The sequence below is a fragment of the Bradyrhizobium sp. RT6a genome (assembly GCF_040547675.1).
Classification (GTDB): domain Bacteria; phylum Pseudomonadota; class Alphaproteobacteria; order Rhizobiales; family Xanthobacteraceae; genus Bradyrhizobium.
On sequence record NZ_JBEPQC010000003.1, the window covers coordinates 643,583 to 664,328 of the forward strand.

General features: G+C 64.1%; 22 protein-coding genes. 21 read left to right on the forward strand and 1 reads right to left on the reverse strand.

What is annotated here, in order from left to right:
• The first annotated feature begins 20 nt into the window (after positions 1-20).
• From ABIC03_RS21060 to ABIC03_RS21110, 11 genes are all read left to right on the forward strand, one after another.
• The gene (locus tag ABIC03_RS21060; protein ID WP_354060661.1) at positions 21-638 is read left to right on the forward strand and encodes a chromate transporter; all 618 of its coding nucleotides are present in this window, start codon (positions 21-23) and stop codon (positions 636-638) included.
• Entirely contained in the window at positions 635-1,165 is a 531-nt protein-coding gene (locus ABIC03_RS21065) for a chromate transporter (protein WP_354060663.1), read from the forward strand. Before ABIC03_RS21060 ends, ABIC03_RS21065 begins: the two co-directional genes overlap by 4 nt.
• 95 nt (positions 1,166-1,260) lie before the next feature.
• Positions 1,261-2,022 (forward strand): tripartite tricarboxylate transporter TctB family protein, encoded by a 762-nt coding sequence (locus tag ABIC03_RS21070; RefSeq protein ID WP_354060665.1) that lies wholly within the window; start codon positions 1,261-1,263, stop codon positions 2,020-2,022.
• A 7-nt stretch (positions 2,023-2,029) separates the two neighbouring features.
• Positions 2,030-3,595, forward strand: coding sequence for a tripartite tricarboxylate transporter permease (locus ABIC03_RS21075; protein WP_275173492.1), 1,566 nt, complete (start codon positions 2,030-2,032; stop codon positions 3,593-3,595).
• 227 nt (positions 3,596-3,822) lie between these two features.
• Positions 3,823-4,617, forward strand: a complete 795-nt coding sequence (locus tag ABIC03_RS21080) for a thymidylate synthase (RefSeq protein WP_354060667.1) — start codon at positions 3,823-3,825, stop codon at positions 4,615-4,617.
• 5 nt (positions 4,618-4,622) lie between these two features.
• Positions 4,623-5,108, forward strand: coding sequence for a GNAT family N-acetyltransferase (locus tag ABIC03_RS21085; protein WP_354060669.1), 486 nt, complete (start codon positions 4,623-4,625; stop codon positions 5,106-5,108).
• Entirely contained in the window at positions 5,108-5,617 is a 510-nt protein-coding gene (locus tag ABIC03_RS21090; protein ID WP_354060671.1) for a dihydrofolate reductase, read from the forward strand. Before ABIC03_RS21085 ends, ABIC03_RS21090 begins: the two co-directional genes overlap by 1 nt.
• Positions 5,618-5,770: 153 nt before the next feature.
• Positions 5,771-6,907, forward strand: coding sequence for an FtsH protease activity modulator HflK (gene hflK / locus ABIC03_RS21095; RefSeq protein ID WP_275173495.1), 1,137 nt, complete (start codon positions 5,771-5,773; stop codon positions 6,905-6,907).
• Positions 6,904-7,800, forward strand: a complete 897-nt coding sequence (gene hflC, locus ABIC03_RS21100; protein ID WP_275173496.1) for a protease modulator HflC — start codon at positions 6,904-6,906, stop codon at positions 7,798-7,800. The genes hflK and hflC overlap by 4 nt, the downstream gene beginning before the upstream one ends.
• A gap of 71 nt (positions 7,801-7,871) precedes the next feature.
• The gene (locus tag ABIC03_RS21105; protein ID WP_275173497.1) at positions 7,872-8,078 is read left to right on the forward strand and encodes a DUF2065 domain-containing protein; all 207 of its coding nucleotides are present in this window, start codon (positions 7,872-7,874) and stop codon (positions 8,076-8,078) included.
• A 144-nt stretch (positions 8,079-8,222) separates the two neighbouring features.
• Positions 8,223-9,722, forward strand: a complete 1,500-nt coding sequence (locus ABIC03_RS21110; protein ID WP_354060674.1) for a Do family serine endopeptidase — start codon at positions 8,223-8,225, stop codon at positions 9,720-9,722.
• Between the two features lie 136 nt (positions 9,723-9,858).
• Here ABIC03_RS21110 and serB read toward each other — a convergent pair whose 3' ends face one another.
• The gene (gene serB, locus ABIC03_RS21115; RefSeq protein WP_275173499.1) at positions 9,859-10,764 is read right to left on the reverse strand and encodes a phosphoserine phosphatase SerB; all 906 of its coding nucleotides are present in this window, start codon (positions 10,762-10,764) and stop codon (positions 9,859-9,861) included.
• A gap of 11 nt (positions 10,765-10,775) precedes the next feature.
• On the opposite strand from serB, the gene miaA reads away from it, so the two are divergent.
• From miaA to ABIC03_RS21165, 10 genes are all read left to right on the forward strand, one after another.
• On the forward strand, positions 10,776-11,732 hold the full coding sequence (miaA, locus tag ABIC03_RS21120) for a tRNA (adenosine(37)-N6)-dimethylallyltransferase MiaA (RefSeq protein ID WP_354060677.1): 957 nt from the start codon (positions 10,776-10,778) through the stop codon (positions 11,730-11,732).
• Positions 11,733-12,062: 330 nt separating this feature from the next.
• Positions 12,063-13,838 carry an acetolactate synthase 3 large subunit gene (locus tag ABIC03_RS21125; RefSeq protein ID WP_027570800.1) on the forward strand — a complete coding sequence of 592 codons (1,776 nt, stop codon included), beginning with the start codon at positions 12,063-12,065 and terminating at the stop codon, positions 13,836-13,838.
• A 153-nt stretch (positions 13,839-13,991) separates the two neighbouring features.
• The gene (locus tag ABIC03_RS21130; protein ID WP_354060679.1) at positions 13,992-14,975 is read left to right on the forward strand and encodes a threonine dehydratase; all 984 of its coding nucleotides are present in this window, start codon (positions 13,992-13,994) and stop codon (positions 14,973-14,975) included.
• 23 nt (positions 14,976-14,998) lie between these two features.
• Entirely contained in the window at positions 14,999-15,541 is a 543-nt protein-coding gene (ilvN, locus tag ABIC03_RS21135; RefSeq protein ID WP_007613340.1) for an acetolactate synthase small subunit, read from the forward strand.
• Between the two features lie 3 nt (positions 15,542-15,544).
• Positions 15,545-16,234, forward strand: coding sequence for a class I SAM-dependent methyltransferase (locus ABIC03_RS21140; RefSeq protein WP_473319136.1), 690 nt, complete (start codon positions 15,545-15,547; stop codon positions 16,232-16,234).
• Positions 16,235-16,303: 69 nt separating this feature from the next.
• A complete protein-coding gene (locus ABIC03_RS21145; RefSeq protein ID WP_354060681.1) occupies positions 16,304-17,200 on the forward strand; it encodes an EamA family transporter in 897 nt (298 codons plus the stop codon).
• Between the two features lie 2 nt (positions 17,201-17,202).
• A complete protein-coding gene (locus tag ABIC03_RS21150; RefSeq protein WP_354060683.1) occupies positions 17,203-17,805 on the forward strand; it encodes a LysE family translocator in 603 nt (200 codons plus the stop codon).
• Positions 17,806-17,952: 147 nt separating this feature from the next.
• Positions 17,953-18,972, forward strand: a complete 1,020-nt coding sequence (ilvC, locus tag ABIC03_RS21155; protein ID WP_148740630.1) for a ketol-acid reductoisomerase — start codon at positions 17,953-17,955, stop codon at positions 18,970-18,972.
• A gap of 473 nt (positions 18,973-19,445) precedes the next feature.
• On the forward strand, positions 19,446-20,297 hold the full coding sequence (locus tag ABIC03_RS21160) for an SDR family oxidoreductase (protein WP_354060686.1): 852 nt from the start codon (positions 19,446-19,448) through the stop codon (positions 20,295-20,297).
• 63 nt (positions 20,298-20,360) lie between these two features.
• Positions 20,361-20,651 carry a DUF1330 domain-containing protein gene (locus ABIC03_RS21165; RefSeq protein ID WP_018454346.1) on the forward strand — a complete coding sequence of 97 codons (291 nt, stop codon included), beginning with the start codon at positions 20,361-20,363 and terminating at the stop codon, positions 20,649-20,651.
• The last annotated feature ends 95 nt before the right edge of the window (positions 20,652-20,746 follow it).

The window sequence follows — 20,746 nt, forward strand, 5'->3', positions numbered from 1 at the left end:
CGGCGTTCTAAGCTCCTGACATGTCCGAGGATTCCGCACCGGCTGCCCCACAACGAGATCACGAGCCGGACCGACCAGCCATCAGCGCCGTTCCGCCGGGCCTGCTCGCGCTGTTCCTGGCCTTCGCCCGGATGTCGCTAGCGGGCTTCGGCGGGGTTTTGGTGTTCGCCAGGCAGGCCATCGTCGAGCAGCACCGCTGGATGACGGCGGACGAGTTCAACGAGACTTTTGCGCTCTGCCATTTCCTGCCCGGGCCCAACATCGTCAATCTCTCGATGGTGTTCGGCGCGCGGCTGCGCGGGATCGCCGGCGGCATCGCCGCCTTTGCGGGTCTGTTGCTGCCGCCCACGCTGATCATGACGGTGCTCGCGATCATCTACGCCCGGTTCGGCGATGTGGAGGTGCTGCGCCGCATCCTCGCGGGCGTTTCCTGTGCGGCCGTCGGCCTCTTGATCGCGGTGGTCTTCCGGATGGCGACGCCGCTGCTCAAGCGGCTGGACGCCGTCGCGCTCATCCTGATGCTGGGCGTATTCCTCGCCGTCGGCGTCCTTCGCCTGCCGCTCCAGACCGTGCTTTTGGTCGCGATTCCCGTCAGTATCGGCACTGCCTTTCTGATGGGGCGGAAGGTAGCAGCATGAACGCGGAGAACCCGATCTGGGCCCTGATCTCGACCTTCGGTCTGATGTCGCTGTTCGCGGTCGGCGGCGCCGCGGCGGCGGTGCCCGAGATGCACCGCATCGCGGTCGATGTGCATCACTGGATGACCGACAAGCAGTTCGCCGACGCCTATGCGATCGCGCAGCTCTCACCAGGTCCGAACGTACTTATCGTCACGTTAATCGGCTATGCCGTCGCCGGCATTCCTGGCGCTCTGGCGGCGACCTTGGCCATGTGCCTGCCCACCGCGCTGCTTGCCTATTATGTCAGCCGGCTCCTCAATCGGCCGAGCCAATCGCGCTGGCCGGGGCTGATCCAGGCTGCACTGGTTCCGCTCTCGATCGGCTTGATGGCGGCGAGCGCCCTGATCCTGGCCCAGTCGACCGATCGCACGCTTGCTGCGCTGCTTCTGACCGCGACGGTTGCAGTGGTCGCATCCGTCTCGCGCATCAATCCACTATGGATTTTGCTGGTCGGGGGCTTGTTGGGTTTTGCTGGCATTGTGTAATGAAAATGGCTAGGCAGTGATCCGGGCGGGGGGATCGATTTCCAGCCGATTAGAACAACAGTGCTCGTGGCTTACGGGTCGCGGAGGAGACATGCATGGCCGATACGATGGGCCACTCGGCGACAGCCAACCGAAACACCTCGGTGGTGATCAGCTTTTGTCTGCTGGCCATAGCGCCGCAGATTTTCGAATTCATCTGGTCGTTCGGGACGTTCTTTGGCTGGGGCGCGGGACGCGGCCCGGCCACCGTCGTGATCAGCCACGCTACGGCGCTGCTCGCGGGCGCGCCCGGCGCGTTGCTCGGAGCGGTCGGCGGTGACACCAAGAAGGCGTCATCCGATGTGCTGCTGGCGCTGATCTATTCCTATCCGATCTTTGCGGTGGCGATTCTCACGATCTTCATGACGATCAGGTCGGCGCAGGACTATGTCGGCGGGATCGTGCTGATGGCGCTCGCCTTGTTCGCACTGTGGGCCTCCAGCGACTTGCAGGGAATGCGGGGCTTCTCCTTTGGCGCCGGCACGGCGCCGCGCATGTTTGGCGGGTTGCTCGTCGCACTCGGCGCCGGCATTGCGTTGACGGGACTTCTGACCGACGGGCCCGGCATGGCGCACTATGCCTGGCGTGGGCCGCTCTTCGTGATGGTCTCGATCGTCTTCTTCGCGTTGGCGATTCGTCCGCTCGGGGTGGTGGTTACGGCGTTCGCAAGCTTCATGATCGCGGCGATGGGCACGCATGAGACGCGCTGGGTCGAAGCGCTCATCGTCGGCGCCTGCCTAACGCTGGGCTGCGCGGTGCTCTTCCCCTACGTGCTAGGCCTGCCGATGCCGATGTTCCCGCGCTTCCTGGTTCAGTGAGGGTGTGATGTTCGATCTCTTCCACAATCTGGGCCTCGGTTTCGGTGTGGTGTTTCAGATCTCGTGGTGGTCACCCTGGTGGCTCTACGGTCTGTCGCTCCCGATCTCGATCAATATTCTCATGTGCCTGATTGGTGCGTTGGTCGGCACGCTGGTCGGCGTGCTGCCCGGTATCGGCACCGTCGCAACCGTGGCGATGCTCCTGCCGATCACGTTCGGATTGCCGCCGGTCGGCGCGCTGATCATGCTCGCCGGCATCTATTATGGCGCCCAGTACGGCGGCTCCACCACCTCGATCCTGGTCAATATTCCCGGTGAGGCGACCTCGGTCGTCACCGCAATCGACGGCCACCAGATGGCAAAGCAAGGCCGTGCCGGCCCGGCGCTGGCGATCGCGGCGATCGGTTCGTTCTTCGCCGGCTGCGTCGCGACCGTGCTTATCGCCGTGCTCGGCGCGCCTCTGACCAAGCTGGCACTGGCGTTCGGTCCGGCCGAATATTTCTCGCTGATGGTGCTCGGCCTGATCTTCGCGGTGGTGCTGGCCAAGGGCTCGGTGCTGAAAGCGATCGCGATGATCGTGTTCGGCCTGATGCTGTCGATGGTCGGCTCCGACATCGAGACCGGCGCCTCGCGCATGGCGTTCAACATTCCGGAGCTTGCCGACGGTCTCGGCTTTGCGACGGTGGCGATGGGCGTGTTTGGCTTCGCCGAGATCATCCGCAACCTCGACGCCGGCGCCGAGATGAACCGCGATCTCGTGCAGCAGAAGATCACCGGCCTGATGCCGACCAGGAAGGACCTGATCGACTCGACGCCTGCGATCCTGCGCGGCACCGTGCTCGGCTCGATTCTCGGCATCCTGCCGGGCGGCGGCGCGGTCATCGCGTCCTTTGCGTCCTACACGCTCGAGAAGAAGATCGCCAAGAACCCGTCGCGGTTCGGCCGTGGTGCGATCGAGGGCGTGGCGGCGCCGGAAAGCGCCAACAACGCCGCGGCGCAGACCTCCTTCATCCCGCTGCTGACGCTCGGCATCCCGCCCAACGCCGTGATGGCGCTGATGGTGGGCGCGATGACCATTCACGGCATCGTGCCGGGTCCGCAAGTGATGCAGAAGCAGCCGGAGCTGGTCTGGGGCATGATCGCCTCGATGTGGATCGGCAATCTGATGCTGATCATTATCAACCTGCCGCTGGTCGGAATCTGGGTGCGGCTGTTGCGCGTCCCTTACCGGCTGATGTTTCCCTCGATCGTGATCTTCTGCGCGATCGGCATCTACTCGGTGAACAACGCGCCGGTCGACGTCATCCTCGCAGGCGTGTTCGGTCTGGTCGGCTACTGGCTGATCAAGCACGATTTCGAGCCGGCGCCGCTGCTGCTCGGCATGGTGCTGGGGCCGCTGATGGAAGAGAACCTGCGCCGTGCGCTGCTGATCTCGCGCGGCGACTGGAGCGTGTTCCTGACGCGTCCGCTGTCGGCCGTGCTGCTCGCGATTGCGGCTTTCCTCCTGGTGCTCACGGTGCTGCCCGCGTTGCGTGCCAAGCGCGACGAGGTGTTCACGGAATCCGAAAACTAGGGGGGCGACCCGCCCAGCGTCGGGCGCGCCGTGGCTCGAACCCAAGTTGGCAAGTTAGCCAGCAGGATCAATCTGATAGACGAGGGGCGGGACGCTGAGTTCCGCCCCTTGTCGTTTGCACCGGGAACGCTCACTTTTCCGGGTATAATGCGTATGGATGGCGAATCGCCGCTGTCGCAGCGCGGGGGCGGCCGCTAAATTCGCCGCCTCCCCAAAGGCTCACGCACATGCACCAGTATCAGGACCTGCTCGAGCGGATTCTTTCAGACGGCGCCGAAAAGACCGACCGGACCGGCACCGGCACGCTGTCGGTGTTCGGCCATCAGATGCGCTTCAACCTGTCCGCCGGTTTTCCGATGCTGACCACCAAGCGCCTGCCGCTGAAGGCGATCGTGCATGAGCTGTTGTGGTTCCTGAAGGGCGATACCAACATCAAATATCTGCGCGACAACGGCGTCACCATCTGGGACGAGTGGGCCGACGCCCATGGCGATCTCGGGCCCGTCTACGGCCATCAGTGGCGCTCCTGGCCCGCGCCAGACGGACGCAGCATCGATCAGATCGCGAACGTGATCGACATGATCAAGCGCAACCCGGACTCGCGCCGCCTGATCGTCTCGGCCTGGAATCCGGCCGAAGTTGACAAGATGGCGCTGCCGCCGTGCCACTGCCTGTTCCAGTTCTACGTCGCCAACGGCAAGCTGTCGTGCCAGCTCTATCAGCGCTCGGCCGACGTGTTTCTCGGCGTGCCCTTCAACATCGCCTCCTACGCGCTGCTTACCATGATGGTGGCGCAGGTCACGGGCTTGAAGCCCGGCGACTTCGTGCATTCGTTCGGTGACACCCATCTCTATTCCAACCATCTGGAGCAGGCGAAGCTCCAGCTCACGCGCGCGCCGCGGGCGCTGCCGGTGATGCGGATCAACCCCGACGTGAAGGATATCTTCTCCTTCCGATACGAGGACTTTGAACTCGTCGGCTACGATCCGCATCCGCACATCAAGGCCGCGGTCGCGGTCTGACGCCGATGTCGCTCAATATTCGCCGTGTGCGTCCCGGCGAAGCCGGGCTGGTACTCGCTTTCATCCGCGAGCTCGCCGAGTACGAAAAGCTCTCGCACGAGGTCGAGGCGACCGAGGCGATGATCGCCGACGCACTGTTCGGCGGGCGACCGCAAGTCCATTGCGCCCTCGCCGAGTGGAACGGTGAGCCGGTCGGCTTCGCGGTGTGGTTTGCTAATTTCTCGACGTTCAGCGGCCGCCACGGCATCTATCTCGAAGATTTGTATGTGCGGCCGTCGCATCGGGGCAGGGGCCTCGGCAAGGCTCTGCTCGTGTACCTTGCCAGGGAATGCGTCGAGAACGGCTGGTCGCGGCTGCAATGGGCGGTGCTCGACTGGAACGCGCCGTCGATCGCGTTCTACAAATCGCTCGGTGCCGTCATGCTTGATGATTGGACGCTGTGCCGCGTCACCGGTCCGGCGCTGACGCGGCTTGCCGGGAGCGCGTCCTGATGGAGATCGTCTTCGTCGTCGCGATCGCGGAGAACGGCGTCATAGGGGCCGGCAACGCGATGCCGTGGCGAATGAAATCCGACATGGCGCGCTTCAAGGCGCTCACGATCGGCAAGCCCGTGATCATGGGCCGCAGGACCTTCGAATCCCTGCCCCGGCCGCTTCCGGGCCGCACCAATATCGTTGTCACGCGCGATGCGGATTACCGCGCCGCTGGCGCCATCGTCACCACATCGACCGCCGAGGCAGACGCCATCGCGCGCGGCGATGCCCTGCGGCGTTCGGTCGCCGAGATCGCCGTGATTGGCGGTGCCGAAATCTACCGGCAATGGCTCGATCGCGCCGATCGTCTCGAAATCACCGAAGTGCATGCGCGCCCCGAAGGCGACACGCATTTCGACATCAACAGGGCGGAGTGGGATGAGGTTGAGCGCATCCGTCATCCTGCCGGCCCCCACGACAGCGCCGACTACTCCTATGTGACATATCGTCGGCGGGTGGGCCATTAACCGCATTTGCCAATGTTAACATTGACTTTTCTGCCCCCGAGCTTAGCTCGGAGGGCGGCGAGGGCTGCGTTGTAAGGGACCTGCCTGTCCCCTATAAAGCCGGACCGGACAAAGCGGGCGGGGGCAATTTCACCCTGCCGAGGAGAGCGTCGAATGCCGTGGAAGAATCAGGGCGGTGGCCCATGGGGCTCGGGTCCGAAGGGACCATGGGGCAACGGCCCGCAACCGGTCGGGCCAAGGCCGCCGGATCTGGAAGACCTTCTGCGGCGCGGCCAGGATCGCCTCCAGCAGATCATGCCGGGTGGCTATTTCTCCGGCATCGGCATCACGCTGATCGTGCTGCTCATCGTCGCGTTCTGGCTGCTGTCGGGCTTCTTCCGGGTGCAGTCCGAAGAGCTCGGCGTCGTGCTGCGCTTCGGCAAGCATGTCCGCACCGTGGAGCCCGGCCTGAACTATCATCTGCCCTATCCGATCGAGACAGTGCTGCTGCCAAAGGCATTGCGCGTTTCCACCATCTCCATCGGCATGACACTGATCGACGATCCGGCACGGCGCGGCCGCTCCATTCGTGACGTGCCGGAAGAGAGCCTGATGCTGACCGGCGACGAGAACATCGTCGACGTCGACTTCACCGTGCTCTGGCGCATCAAGCCCAACGGCGTCGGCGATTTCCTCTTCAACATCCAGAATCCCGAAGGCACCGTGAAGGCAGTCGCCGAGAGCGCGATGCGCGAGGTGATCGGCCGCTCGCAGATCCAGCCGATCCTGACCGGCGCGCGCAACGTCACCGAACAAGGCGTGCAGGAACTGATCCAGAAGACCCTGGACAGCTACGGCGCCGGCATTCAGATCAGTCAGGTGCAGATGCAGAAGGTCGACCCGCCGGCTCAGGTGATCGACGCCTTCCGCGACGTCCAGGCGGCGCGCGCCAACCTCGAGCAGTTGCAGAACGAGGCGCAGACCTATGCCAACCAGGTCGTGCCGCAGGCACGCGGACGTGCGGCGCAGATCATGCAGGCGGCCGAAGGCTACAGGGAGCAGACGGTCGCCGAGGCCAAGGGCCAGAGCTCGCGCTTTCTGAAGGTTTACGAGGAATACAAGAAGGCGCCCGACGTGACGCGTGAACGGATTTATCTGGAGACGATGGAGCGCGTGCTCGGCGGCTCGGAAAAGCTGATCTATGACGGCGGCCAGTCGGGCCAGGGCGTCGTGCCTTATCTGCCGCTCAGCGAATTGACGACCAAGCGGCCACCTGCAGCCGGCCAGCAGACGACCGGAGGCAACCGATGAGATCTCCGGTTACAGGCATCGCCACGCTGCTCGGCCTCCTGCTCGTCGTGATCGTGGGCTACATGTCCCTGTTCACGGTGGCGCAGACCGAGCAGACCATCGTGCTGCAGTTCGGCAAGCCCGTCGACGTGGTCACCGCTCCCGGCCTGCACTTCAAGGCGCCGTGGAATTCGGTGATCAACATCGATAAGCGCATCCTCGATCTGGAGAACCCGTCGCAGGAAGCGATCGCGTCCGACCAGAAGCGGCTCGTGGTCGACGCCTTCGCGCGTTACCGCATCAAGGACGCGTTGCGCTTCTATCAGAGCATCGGATCGATCCAGGCCGCCAACATCCAGCTCACCACGCTCTTGAACGCGGCGCTGCGCCGCGTGCTCGGCGAGGTGACCTTCATCAACGTGGTCCGCGACGATCGCGAGAAGCTGATGCAGCGCATCCGCGATCAGCTCGACCACGAGGCCGACGGCTACGGCATCCAGGTCGTCGACGTCCGGATCCGCCGTGCTGATTTGCCGGAGCAGAACAGTCAGGCGGTCTATCTGCGCATGAAGACGGAACGCGAGCGCGAAGCCGCCGAGTTCCGCGCGCAGGGCGGCCAGAAGGCACAGGAGATCCGCTCCAAGGCCGACCGCGAGGCGACCGTGATCGAGGCGGATGCGAGGTCGCTGGCCGAGCAGACGCGCGGCGTCGGCGATGCCGAGCGCAACCGTCTGTTCGCCGAAGCCTACGGCAAGGATGCGGATTTCTTCGCGTTCTACCGCTCGATGGCGGCCTATGAGACCGGGCTGCGCGCGAACGACACCCGCTTCCTGCTGCGGCCGGACTCGGATTTCTTCCGGTTCTTTGGTAACCCGTCCGGCAAGACGGCGACCACGACGCCGGCGAAGCCGTAAGTGAGACAAGGGCGGCAGGTCTGGCCGCCCTTCGTCCAGACAAGAACAGCACAACGGGAGGTTCCAATCCGATGAGGTCCATTGCGTTCACCGACTTCCTCATCGGTTTGGGCATCCTGTTCGTGCTGGAAGGCTTGATGTTCGCGGCAAGCCCGGCCTGGATGCGCAAGGCCATGAAAAGCGCGATGGCCACACCGGACAATATCCTGCGGGCGGTCGGCATTGGTTCGGCCGTGGCCGGCCTGATCCTGATCTGGGTTATGCGACGTCCAATTTAACCGTCGCACCAACGCCAAAGTGAAGGCGAGGGACCGGTTTTCGCCTTATTATCCGGGTCTTGAGGCCCGTTAAGGTCCGCGCTTGCGCCGTCCCCCCGTTCGAGCGCAGTCTTGACGTCGAATCCTTGTTTCCTGGAGATCACAATGACCGCTGCCACCATTGCCCCGACCCGTTTGCGCTTAGGGCTGGCCGCGCTCGCCTTTGGCGTTTTCAGCGCACTCGGCACACCGGCCTATGCGCGCGGACCGGATGGCATCGCCGACGTCGCCGAAAAGGTGATCGACGCGGTCGTCAACATCTCGACCTCGCAGACCGTCGAAGCCAAGGGCGGGGGCGGCGGCAATGCCATGCCGCAATTGCCGCCCGGTTCGCCCTTCGAGGAGTTCTTCGACGACTTCTTCAAGAATCGCAAGGGTCCCGGCGGCGGCAGCAAGGGCGGCGAGAACAGCCCGGCGCCGCGCAAGACCAACTCGCTCGGAAGCGGCTTCATCATCGACACATCAGGCGTCGTCGTCACCAACAACCACGTCATCGCGGACGCCGACGAGATCAACGTCATCCTCAACGACGGCACCAAGATCAAGGCCGAGCTGGTCGGCGTCGACAAGAAGACCGACCTTGCCGTGCTCAAGTTCAAGCCGTCGAAGCCGTTGGTGTCGGTGAAGTTCGGCGATTCCGACAAGCTGCGCCTCGGCGACTGGGTCGTCGCGATCGGCAATCCTTTCAGCCTCGGCGGCACCGTGACGGCCGGTATCGTCTCGGCGAAGAACCGTGACATCTCCTCGGGTCCCTATGACAGCTACATTCAGACCGACGCCTCCATCAATCGCGGCAATTCCGGCGGTCCGCTGTTCAACCTCGATGGCGACGTCATCGGCGTCAACACGCTGATCATCTCGCCCTCCGGCGGCTCGATCGGCATCGGCTTCGCCGTACCGTCAAAGACGGTCGCGGGTGTCGTCGACCAGCTCCGCCAGTTCGGCGAATTGCGCCGCGGCTGGCTGGGCGTGCGCATCCAGAGCGTCACTGACGAGATCGCCGAGAGCCTGAACATCAAGCCGCCGCGCGGTGCGCTGGTTGCCGGCATCGACGACAAGGGCCCGGCCAAGCCGGCCGGCATCGAGCCCGGCGACGTCGTCGTCAAGTTCGACGGCAAGGACGTCAAGGACCCCAAGGATCTCTCTCGCGTGGTCGCCGACACGGCGGTCGGCAAGGAAGTCGACGTCGTCATCATCCGCAAGGGTCAGGAGGAGACCAAGAAGGTCACGCTCGGCCGGTTGCAGGATCCCGAGAAGGTGCAGGCCGCAGTGAAGACCGACGAGCCCGCGCCTGAAAAGACTGTGACACAGAAGGCGCTCGGCCTCGATCTCGCGGCGCTGAGCAAGGATCTGCGTGCACGCTACAAGATCAAGGACACCGTCAAGGGCGTTGTCGTCACCAATGTCGATGCCAATTCGGATGCCGCCGAGAAGCGCCTCTCTGCCGGCGACGTCATCGTTGAAGTCGCGCAGGAGGGCGTTTCCAGCGGCGCCGACATTCAGAAACGGGTCGACCAGCTCAAGAAGGACGGCAAGAAATCGGTGCTGCTGCTGGTGTCGAACGCCGACGGCGAGCTGCGCTTCGTGGCGTTGAGCGTGCAGTAAGGACCGAGTCGCCACACGTTCACTGTCATGCTCCGCGAAAGCGGGGCATCCAGTACGCCGCGGCTTTTCCGTATCCTCGCCCTGTCTCTGGAAACTGGATCACCCGCTTTCGCGGGTGATGACAGCGGAGAGGAGACTAAGCCTCCACGAACTCCTCGCGTCGATACCCCTGCGCATACAGCAGCGCGGTGAGATCGCCATGGTCGATCCGCGCCGCCGCCGCCGCGGCTACCGCGGGCTTCGCATGATACGCCACGCCCAGTCCCGCCGCCTGGATCATCGCGAGATCATTGGCGCCGTCGCCGACCGCCAGCGAGTCGATGTCGTCGAGATCGAACGACTCCATCAGATCCACCAGGGTCGCGAGCTTTGCAGCGCGCCCCAAGATCGGCTCCTTCACCTCGCCGGTGAACTTGCCGTCGCGGACCACGAGCTCGTTGGCGCGGTTCTCCTGGAAGCCGATCCTGGTGGCGACCGCGCTGGTGAACAGCGTGAAGCCGCCGGAGACGAGACAGGCATAGGCGCCATGGGCGCGCATGGTCGCGACCAGTTCGCGGCCACCCGGGGTCAGTGTAATGTGCTTCGCCAGCACCTCGTCGACGGCACTGGCGGGGAGGTCCTTGAGCAGCGCGACGCGCTCGCGCAGCGCCGGCTCGAACTCGACCTCGCCGCGCATCGCGCGTTCGGTGATGGCGGCCACATGGGCCTTCACGCCGACGAAATCGGCGAGCTCGTCGATGCATTCCTGGCCGATCATGGTGGAATCCATGTCGGCGAGAAAAAGCTTCTTGCGCCGGAAGCCGACTGGCTGCACGACGATGTCGATGGGCAGGTCGCCGCGAAGCTCGCGGAGCCGCTGCTCGATGGCGTGACGGTCGCCTTCGAGGTTACTGTCGGCACCGAAGGGGATATCGACTGCAACCCCGTCGAACAGCCAGTGCGCGGGAGCTGCCTGAGGCAGCACAGCGCGGGCGCCGTCGACGATGGTCGAGTCGAGCGCGGGATTATTCGGGTTGCAGATCAGCGTGGCGACGAGGGACATGTGAGGTTTTCGTGAGCGAGGGGCAAGTCGGCAGAAGGCATGTTGGCAAGGCGGTGCTTATCGCAGGCCCGACCGCCAGCGGCAAGTCGGCGCTGGCGCTGGAGCTTGCGCTCGCTGCGGGCGGGGTCGTGATCAATGCCGATTCCATGCAGGTCTACCGCGACCTCCGCATCATCACCGCGCGTCCCACAGATGGCGACGAGGCGCAGGTGCCTCATCGCCTGTACGGCCATGTCGATGCGGCCGTGAATTTTTCGGCTGGTGCCTGGGTGAGCGACGCGGCGAAGGCGCTTGAAGAGGCGCAAGCCGAAGGCCGCCTGCCGATCTTCATCGGCGGCACCGGGCTGTACTTCAAGGCGCTGACGGCGGGCCTTTCCGTGGTACCGCCAATTCCCGCCGAGGTGCGCGAGGACGTTCGGGCGCGGCTGGAGCGGAACGGCGTCGAGGCGCTGCACGCGGAACTCGCAGCCGCCGATCCTCGAGCCGCCGAACGATTGAACCTGCGCGATCGCACGCGCATTGCGCGCGCGCTCGAAGTGGTCGAAGCCACCGGCCGTTCGCTGCTGGACTGGCACCATGAGGGCCAGCCGCCGCTGCTGCCGAAGGACAGTTTTCGCGCCGTGTTCATCGCCCCCGAGCGCGATGAGCTCTATGCCCGCATCGACGCCCGCTTCGACGCCATGCTGGGCGCTGGCGCGCTGAAGGAGGTCGAGCGTCTCGCCGCCCGAAATCTCGATCCGCTGCTGCCGGCGATGAAGGCTCATGGCGTGCCGGCGCTGATCCGGCATCTGCGCGGAGAGCTCAGCCTGGAGCAGGCGGCCACCATCGGCCGCGCCGACACCCGCCACTACGCCAAGCGGCAGTTCACCTGGTTTCGGCACCAATTGCCCGAATTCGAGTGGGTGAAGCCGGAGGAGACGACGGGCTGGCGGGCGGCGATGGTGAATGCGGCACGGGGCTCCGGCTGACACGCTTTTGTGCCTCGGGTCGCGAATTTACCTCTCGCTCAACCCCGGGAACACCGCTACACTGGCAAAATCGCGCGGGAACGGCCGCATTGCCTTGACATCGGGGCGCCGGCCGCTATGTTTCGCGCAACCTTTGGGAAGCCGGGCACCTGCCATGCGTAACATTATTACCAAACTCCTTATCGCCGTCGTACCCAGGCACACCGCCGGGGGTGGCTAGCTGCCATCCACATGACAGGCGGTGTGCATGGGTCCCTCTTCGGGGCCTTTTTTATTTCCCGAACCCGAGACGAACGAAGCCGCTGACAACAGCGCATCCGGAGCAAGCCAATGAGCGACAAGAGCCACGATCCGAACCAGATGACCGGCGCCGCGATGATCGTCCGCGCGCTCATTGATCATGGCGTGACCGACATTTTCGGCTATCCCGGCGGCGCGGTGCTCCCGATCTACGACGAGATCTTTCAGCAGAGCGAAGTCCAGCACATCCTGGTCCGCCACGAGCAGGGCGCGGGCCACGCCGCCGAGGGCTATGCGCGTTCGACCGGCAGGCCGGGCGTTGCACTGGTGACCTCCGGCCCCGGCGCCACCAACATGGTGACGCCGCTCACCGACGCGCTGATGGACTCGATCCCGCTGGTCTGCATCTCCGGCCAGGTGCCGACGCATCTGATCGGCAACGACGCGTTCCAGGAATGCGACACCGTCGGTATCACGCGCCCCTGCACCAAACACAACTGGCTCGTGCGCGACGTCAACGATCTCGCCAAGGTGCTGCACGAGGCGTTTTACGTTGCGACCACGGGTCGACCCGGCCCGGTGCTCGTCGACGTGCCCAAGGACGTGCAGTTCGCAACCGGCACCTATCATCCGCCGCGCAAATCCGACGTGCATCGCTCCTACGCGCCGCGGGTGAAGGGCGATGCGACGCAGATCCGCAAGGCCGTGGCGCTGCTCGCAGGCGCCAAGCGCCCCGTGATCTACAGCGGCGGCGGCGTGATCAATTCCGGCCCCGAGGCAACCAGGCTGCTGCGCGAATTGGTCGAGGTCACCGGTTTCCCGATCACCTCGACCCTGATGGGCCTCGGCGCCTATCCCGCGTCGGGCAAGAGCTGGCTCGGCATGCTCGGCATGCACGGCACCTACGAAGCCAACATGACCATGCATGATTGCGACGTCATGCTGTGCGTCGGCGCGCGCTTCGACGATCGCATCACCGGCCGCGTCGACGCGTTCTCGCCGGGCTCGAAGAAGATCCACATCGACATCGACCCGTCCTCGATCAACAAGAACATCCGCGTCGACGTGCCGATCATCGGCGACTGCGGCAACATCCTCGGCGACATTCTCCAGGTGTTCAAGGCGGAGGCGAAGAAGCCCGACATCAAGGCGTGGTGGCAGCAGATCGCGCAGTGGCGCGCCCGCAACTCGCTCTATTACAGGAAGAGCAACGACGTCATCCTGCCGCAGCATGCGATCCAGAGCCTGTTCGAGGCGACGCGCGGCAAGGACACCTACATCACCACCGAGGTCGGCCAGCATCAGATGTGGGCCGCGCAGTTCTACGGCTTCGAGGAGCCGCATCGCTGGATGACCTCGGGCGGTCTCGGCACCATGGGTTACGGCCTGCCGGCCGCGGTCGGCGTGCAGGTTGCCCATCCCGACAGCCTCGTCATCGACATCGCGGGGGATGCCTCGGTGCAGATGACGATGCAGGAGATGTCGACGGCGGTGCAGTACGAGCTGCCGATCAAGATCTTCATCCTGAACAACCAATACATGGGCATGGTGCGGCAGTGGCAGCAGCTGCTCCATGGCAACCGCCTGTCGCATTCCTACTCGGAGGCGATGCCGGACTTCGTCAAGCTCGCGGAAGCCTATGGCGGGGTCGGCATCCAGGTGCACAAGCCCGGCGATCTCGACGGCGCCATCCAGGAGATGATCTCGGTCAAGCGCCCGGTGCTGTTCGACTGCCGCGTCGCGTCGCTCGAAAACTGTTTCCCGATGATTCCCTCCGGCAAGGCGCACAACGAGATGCTGTTGCCGGAGCAGGCGAACGACGAAGCCACCGCAAAGGCGTTCGCCGGCGGCAAGGCGCTGGTGTGAGCGTGATCGTCACAAATTCAGCTGTCATCGCCCGGCCTGACCGGGCGATCCAGTACGCCGCGGCCTCTCGATCGCCCTCGGGGGCCTCTGGAATACTGGATCCCCGCCTTCGCGGGGATGACAGTCGCGAGAGATGGTTGATGGGAAGGTAAAATGTTCGACCTGAAGGAGCTCGAACGCGCACATGCGATCGTGGGGCAGGCGGTGCCGGCAACGCCGGCGCACGCCTGGCCGCTGCTCGCCGAGCGGCTCGGCACGCAAGTTCTGGTCAAGCACGAGAACCACACGCCGACGGGCGCCTTCAAGGTGCGCGGCGGGCTCGTCTATCTCGATCGGCTGAAGCGCGAACGGCCGAACATTCCGGGCATCATTTCGGCGACGCGCGGCAATCATGGCCAGAGCCTCGCCTTTGCGGCGAGCCGCCATGGCGTGCCTGCCGTGATTTATGTGCCGCGCGGCAATTCGGTTGAGAAGAACCGGGCGATGAAGGCGTTTGGCGCCGAGCTCGTTGAGCATGGCGAGGACTTTCAAGCCGCACGCGAGGAAGCCGGACGCCACGCGCAGTTTGCCGGGCTGCACATGGTGCCGTCGTTCCATACGGACCTGGTGCTGGGCGTGGCGACCTATGCGCTCGAATTGTTCCGGGCCGCGCCGGATCTCGACATCCTCTATGTGCCGATCGGGCAAGGCTCGGGGATCTGCGGCTGCATCATGGCGCGCGATCTGCTCGGCCTGAAGACCGAGATCGTCGGCGTGCAGTCGACCGAGGCGCCGTCCTACGCGCTGTCGTTTGCGGCGGGCCACGTCGTGACGACCGAGACCAGCAACACGCTCGCGGACGGCATGGCGACGCGGATTCCCGATCCGGAAGCGCTCGCGGTCATCCTCAAGGGCGCCTCGCGTATCGTCCAGGTGACGGACGATGAGATCGCGCTCGCGATCCGTGCGCTCTGGACCGACACGCACAATCTCGCCGAAGGCGCCGGCGCCGCCGCGCTCGCTGCGGCGCTTCAGGAAAAGAAAAGATTGTCGGGCAAGCGCGTCGGTCTCGTGCTGTCCGGCGGCAATATCGATTTCGATCTGTTCCGCGGTTGGGTCGGAACGGATGCGCCGGTCGCTCATCGGGCGACGGCGTAACGACGAGAATGAAGGGGACGACAATGAACCAGCCCGCATCCGCCTATTTCATCGAGGAGCGCCACGACCCGAACGAGACGCACACGCTTTCGGTGCTCGTGCAGAACGAGCCCGGCGTGCTCGCGCGCGTCATCGGCCTGTTCTCGGGGCGCGGCTACAACATCGAGAGCCTCACGGTCTCGGAGACCGAAAGCCAGAAGCATCTCTCCCGCATCACCATCGTCACCACCGGCACGCCGATGGTGATCGAGCAGATCAAGCATCAGCTTGACCGCATGATACCTGTGTATCGCGTCGTCGACATGACGCTGACGAAACGCTCGATCGAGCGCGAGCTTGCGATGGTCAAGGTGCGCGGGCAGGGCGAGCATCGCGTCGAGGCGCTGCGGCTGGCGGACGCGTTCCGCGCCCGCGTGATCGACGCCACCACCGAGAGCTTTGTGTTCGAGATCACAGGCAATACCGACAAGATCAATCAGTTTATCGACCTGATGCGTCCGCTTGGCCTCGTCGAAGTGTCGCGCACCGGTGTTGCCGCGATTGGCCGCGGGCCTGAAGGAATGTGAGTCATGCTGGCGCGCGACTGGTACTACAACGAGCGGAATCGGATGGGGATCGGGCCTGCGGTGGCGTCGATCTACGACAGTCATGACGATGCCGATCTACGGGCGCGCGCCGCGCTGAAGATGCTTGGCGTCCAGCGCGGCTGGCGCATTGCCGACATCGGTTGCGGCAACGGCGTGCTCGCGACCGAGGCTGCGCTGATGGGCGCCGAGGTCGACGCCATCGACATCTCGCCCGCGATGCTGGCGCTCGCCGAGATCTACGCGCGCGACCGCAAGGCGCCCGTGCGCACGCAGTCCGCCGGCCTGCTCAGCTTCGCCTACCGGCCGGAATCCTATGACCTGATCGTCAGCGAGTTCACGCTGCACCATCTGCCGGATTTCTGGAAGGCGGTGGCGATGTCACGGATCTATCGCGCGCTCAAGCCCGGTGCCACCTTCTATTTGCGCGACATCGTCTACGCCTCGATGCCCGATGCCGTCGAGCGCGACGTCGATCAATGGGCCGACTTTGAGATCAAGAACCACGATGTTCCGCGTGAAAGCGTCGTCACCCACATGCGCGACGAGTATTCCACTTTTGGCTGGGTCATGGAGCGGATGCTGGCCGACGTCGGCTTCACGCTGGTCTCGGCCGATTACCACGCCCCGATGCACGGCACTTATCTGCTTCGGAAACCCAATTCTTCCACGTAAAGGCCGGCGAGCAAGGCTTGACCAGAACAACAAACAGGGCTGCACGACAGGGCAGAACCGGGAACGACAATGAAGCCGGCCGACATCCTCATCGCCATCCTGGTGGCGATCATCTGGGGGCTTGCCTTCGTGGCGAGCCGGATCGCGCTCGACGAATTTTCGCCGGAGCTGATGACGGCGATGCGCTTCGCCATTGCGGCGGTCCCCTGCCTGTTCATTCGTAAGCCGAAGGTCGCCTGGTCGCTGCTGATTGCGATCAGCTTCACGCTCTTTCTCGGCCAGTTTCTGAGCCAGGCCTACGGCATCGCCCATGGCGTGCCGGTGGGGCTGACCAGCGTCGTCGTGCAGAGCCAGGCGCTGTTCACCATCGGCTTTGCCGCGATCGCATTCGGCGAGCGGCCGACGCCGGTGCAGACGCTGGGCATCGTCATCGCAGCAATCGGTCTTTTGATGATCTGCGGCACGGTCGGCTATGATTTCAGCGTCGGTGCGTTCGCCGTGCTGATGATCGCGCCGGTCAGCTTTGCGGTCGGCAATATCCTGTTGCGCGGCGCCCGCGGCGTGCCGATGTTCGATCTGTTCGCCTGGTTGTGCCTCGCCACCGCGGTCCCGCTGTTCGCGCTCACGCTGGTCGTCAATGGACCGACGCCGACCTGGCAGTCGCTGATCCACATGTCGCTCACCGGACTCATTTGCCTGCTGTTGATCGGCGGCATCTCCACCAGCATCGCCTATTGGCTGTGGGGCCGGCTGCTGCGTGACTATCCCCCCGCACAGGTGGTGCCGTTCGCGCTGCTGGTGCCGTTCGTCGGCTCGGCCGCGTCCAGCATCGTGTTCGGCGAGCGGTTCGGTCCGCTGCGCCTCGCCGGCATGCTCACAGTGATCGGCGGTATCGCGGTGATGGTGCTGGCGAAGCGCCCCCAGGCGGTACTCCACAAAACCACAGCCGAAGGCCGCGTGAGGTGAGCATGTCCCAATCGCTGCTGTATGGCTTCCTCGCCTTCATGGCCGTGATGTATTTCACGCCTGGGCCGAACAACATCATGTTGCTGTCCTCGGGGCTGACCTATGGCTTCCGGCGCACCATTCCCCACATCGCCGGCGTCGTTATCGGCTTCGCCTTCATGATTGCAGCGGTCGGCCTCGGGCTTGGCACGGTGTTCTTGGCCTATCCGATCCTGCAGACCATCTTGAAATATGCCGGCGCCGCCTACCTGCTCTACCTGGCCGCCGTGATCGCTTTCTCGGGTCCGGCCAAGCCGGGCGAGGGAGACGGCCGCGGCCCGATGACCTTCCTGGGGGCCGCCATGTTCCAATGGATCAACGCAAAAGGCTGGGTGATCGTGATCGGCACTATCACCGCCTATGCGGCTATCGCCCAATTCCCGCTCAACATCGCGATCCAGACCTTGATCAGCCTGCTCGTCGGCACGGTCTCGACGGTGGTCTGGGCCTTCTTCGGCACCGCCCTGCGGCCGGTCCTGACCTCCGTCCGGATGGTCCGCGCCTTCAACGTCCTGATGGCGATCCTGCTGCTGGCGTCGCTCTACCCCGTGGTCATGGATGCATGATGCCCCAGTTTTCCATGCAGAAACGGGTTTCCCAGGGGGCCGAAAATGCTCTAGACAGCCCCCGAAATCCGCAAATTTCACCATCCGAGACCTGACTGACAATACCTGACCAACGGCCGATTCCGGCCCCTGAACGAGGAAACGACCATGCGTGTTTATTACGATCGCGACGCCGACCTGAACCTGATCAAGGGCAAGAAGGTCGTCATCGTCGGCTATGGCAGCCAAGGCCACGCCCATGCGCTGAACCTGAAGGATTCCGGCGTCAAGGAAGTGGCGATTGCGCTCCGCAAGGGTTCGGCCTCGGCCAAGAAGGCGGAAGCTGCCGGCTTCAAGGTGATGGAAGTCGCCGAGGCCGCCAAATGGGCCGACCTGGTCATGATGCTGACCCCGGACGAGCTCCAGGGCGACATCTACCGCGAGCACCTGCACGACAACATGAAGAAGGGCGCCGCCCTCGTCTTCGCGCACGGTCTCAACGTCCATTTCAACCTGCTCGACCCGCGCGCCGATCTCGACGTTCTCATGATCGCGCCGAAGGGCCCCGGCCACACCGTGCGTTCGGAATACCAGCGCGGCGGCGGCGTGCCCTGCCTGATCGCGATCGCCAAGGACGTCTCGGGCAACGCCCACGACCTCGGCCTGTCCTACGCCTCTGCCGTCGGCGGCGGCCGCGCCGGCATCATCGAGACCACCTTCAAGGAAGAGTGCGAGACTGACCTGTTCGGCGAGCAGGTTGTGCTCTGCGGCGGCCTGGTCGAGCTGATCAAGGGCGGCTACGAGACCCTGGTCGAAGCCGGCTACGCCCCGGAGATGGCCTATTTCGAGTGCCTGCACGAAGTGAAGCTGATCGTCGACCTGATCTATGAAGGCGGCATCGCCAACATGAACTACTCGATCTCCAACACCGCCGAGTACGGCGAGTACGTCACCGGTCCGCGCATCGTCACCGACGAGACCAAGAAGGAGATGAAGCGGGTTCTGAACGACATCCAATCCGGCAAGTTCGCCCGCGACTGGATGCTCGAGAACAAGGTCAACCAGACCTCGTTCAAGGCGACCCGCGCCAAGCTCGCCGAGCACCCGATCGAGGAAGTCGGCGCCAAGCTGCGCGACATGATGCCCTGGATCAAGAAGGGCGCGCTGGTCGACAAGAGCAAGAACTAACTCGCGGTCGTTCGGATGCGGCGTATCGGTTACGCCGCGTCCGGACACGCGATCGAAAACACAAGCTTCGCTCGCCAAACCAATTCTTAAATCTTCGCGACTATATTCGAGCGAGATCGCAGCCAGCGATCTCGCTCTTTCTGTCTCGCGCGAAGCATTGCTGCTTCATTCAAATTCTTCGCGAGCCGAAGTGCTTTCTGAGCACGAAGAACTGACGCTTAAACCACATTCTTGGTCTCGCGTTGTTTCTCAGGATTTTTCAGAAGCTCCCGATCCTCAAAAACCCAGCGGTTTCAGGATCAAGGATTCCGCTCTTAATCCATATCTTCATGATGCAATCATCTCACGTCGCGACCTTCGCGCCTCGCTTCACCTTAAGAACTGACATCTGCGGCGTCTCCTTGACCGGTGGCGGCATTGCGCCCCGGCACCTTTCCCCTGCATGATCGCGGGAGCTCTTGGGGGGAAAGATCATGCGATCCGTCGTCGTCACCGGCGCGTCCACCGGCATCGGCTGGGCCATTGCTAAATTTCTGGTCGGGCGCGGCTACCGTGTTTTCGGCAGTGTCCGCAAGCAGGCCGATGCGGATCGGCTTACGGGTGAGTTCGGCGCAAACTTCACGCCGCTGCTGTTCGACGTCACCGACGAGGCGGCGGTCCTCGCGGCTGCGCGAAAAGTCCGCGAGGCGCTGAGCGGCGAGACGCTGGCCGGTCTCGTCAACAATGCCGGCGTCGCGGTCGCCGGTCCCGTGCTCGAGCTGTCGGCCGATGATTTCCGGCGCCAGATGGACATCAACGTCATCGGCCCTGTCATCGCGACGCAGGCTTTCGGGCCGCTGCTCGGCGCCGACCCGTCGCTGAAGGGGCCGAAGGGCCGGATCGTGATGATCAGCTCGGTCGCCGGCAAGAACGGCAATCCGTTGTTGGCGCCATACTGCACCTCCAAGCATGCCATCGAAGGCCTGTCGGAGAGCTTGCGCCGCGAATTGATGCTGTTCGGCATCGACGTCATCATCGTCGCCCCTGGCGCAGTCAAGACGCCGATCTGGAGCAAGGCCGAACAGATCGATCTCTCGGTCTACCAGAACTCGCCTTATCTGCCGGCGTTGAACAAGGTCATGACGTTCATGATGAAGCTCGGCGAGACCGGGCTGCCGGCCGAGCGGATCGCCGAGGTCGTTTTGGAGGCGCTCACCGCTGAGAGGCCCAAGGTTCGCTACCAGATCACGCCGGACCGGATGCGACATTTGATGACGGCTACGCTGCCCAAGCGTGTGGTCGACCGCATCATCGCCAAGCGGCTCGGGCTGCTGCCGCAGGGCTGAGCCTCTGAGGTGAGACCATTGCCAGACAGGTGATCGATTTCCGATCGTGGGAGCGTCTTGAAGATGCCGGCTTATGTGATTTTTGACGTCGAGATCAGGGATTTGCAGCAGTACCAAAGCTTTATGTTGGGCGTGAAGCCCGCCCTGGAAGCCGCCGGAGCCAGATATCTGGCGCGCGGGGGCGCCCACAAGGTTTACGAGGGAGATTGGCAGCCCCGCAGGATCGTTCTGCTGGAATTCCCATCCGTCGCAGCCTGGGAGGCGTTCTACACAGGCGCGACCTACCAGGGACTCAAAGCGGTCCGGGACGCTTGCAGTTCTGCCCGCCTGGTCAGCGTCGAGGGCCTCGACTAGACGGCAAGTCGGTTCTGCACTGCGGGATTTCCCTGGGGAGGAGTTGGGCGCGGAGACCAATCGGCTTCCGCTAACATTAAGCGAAGGTCGGATCG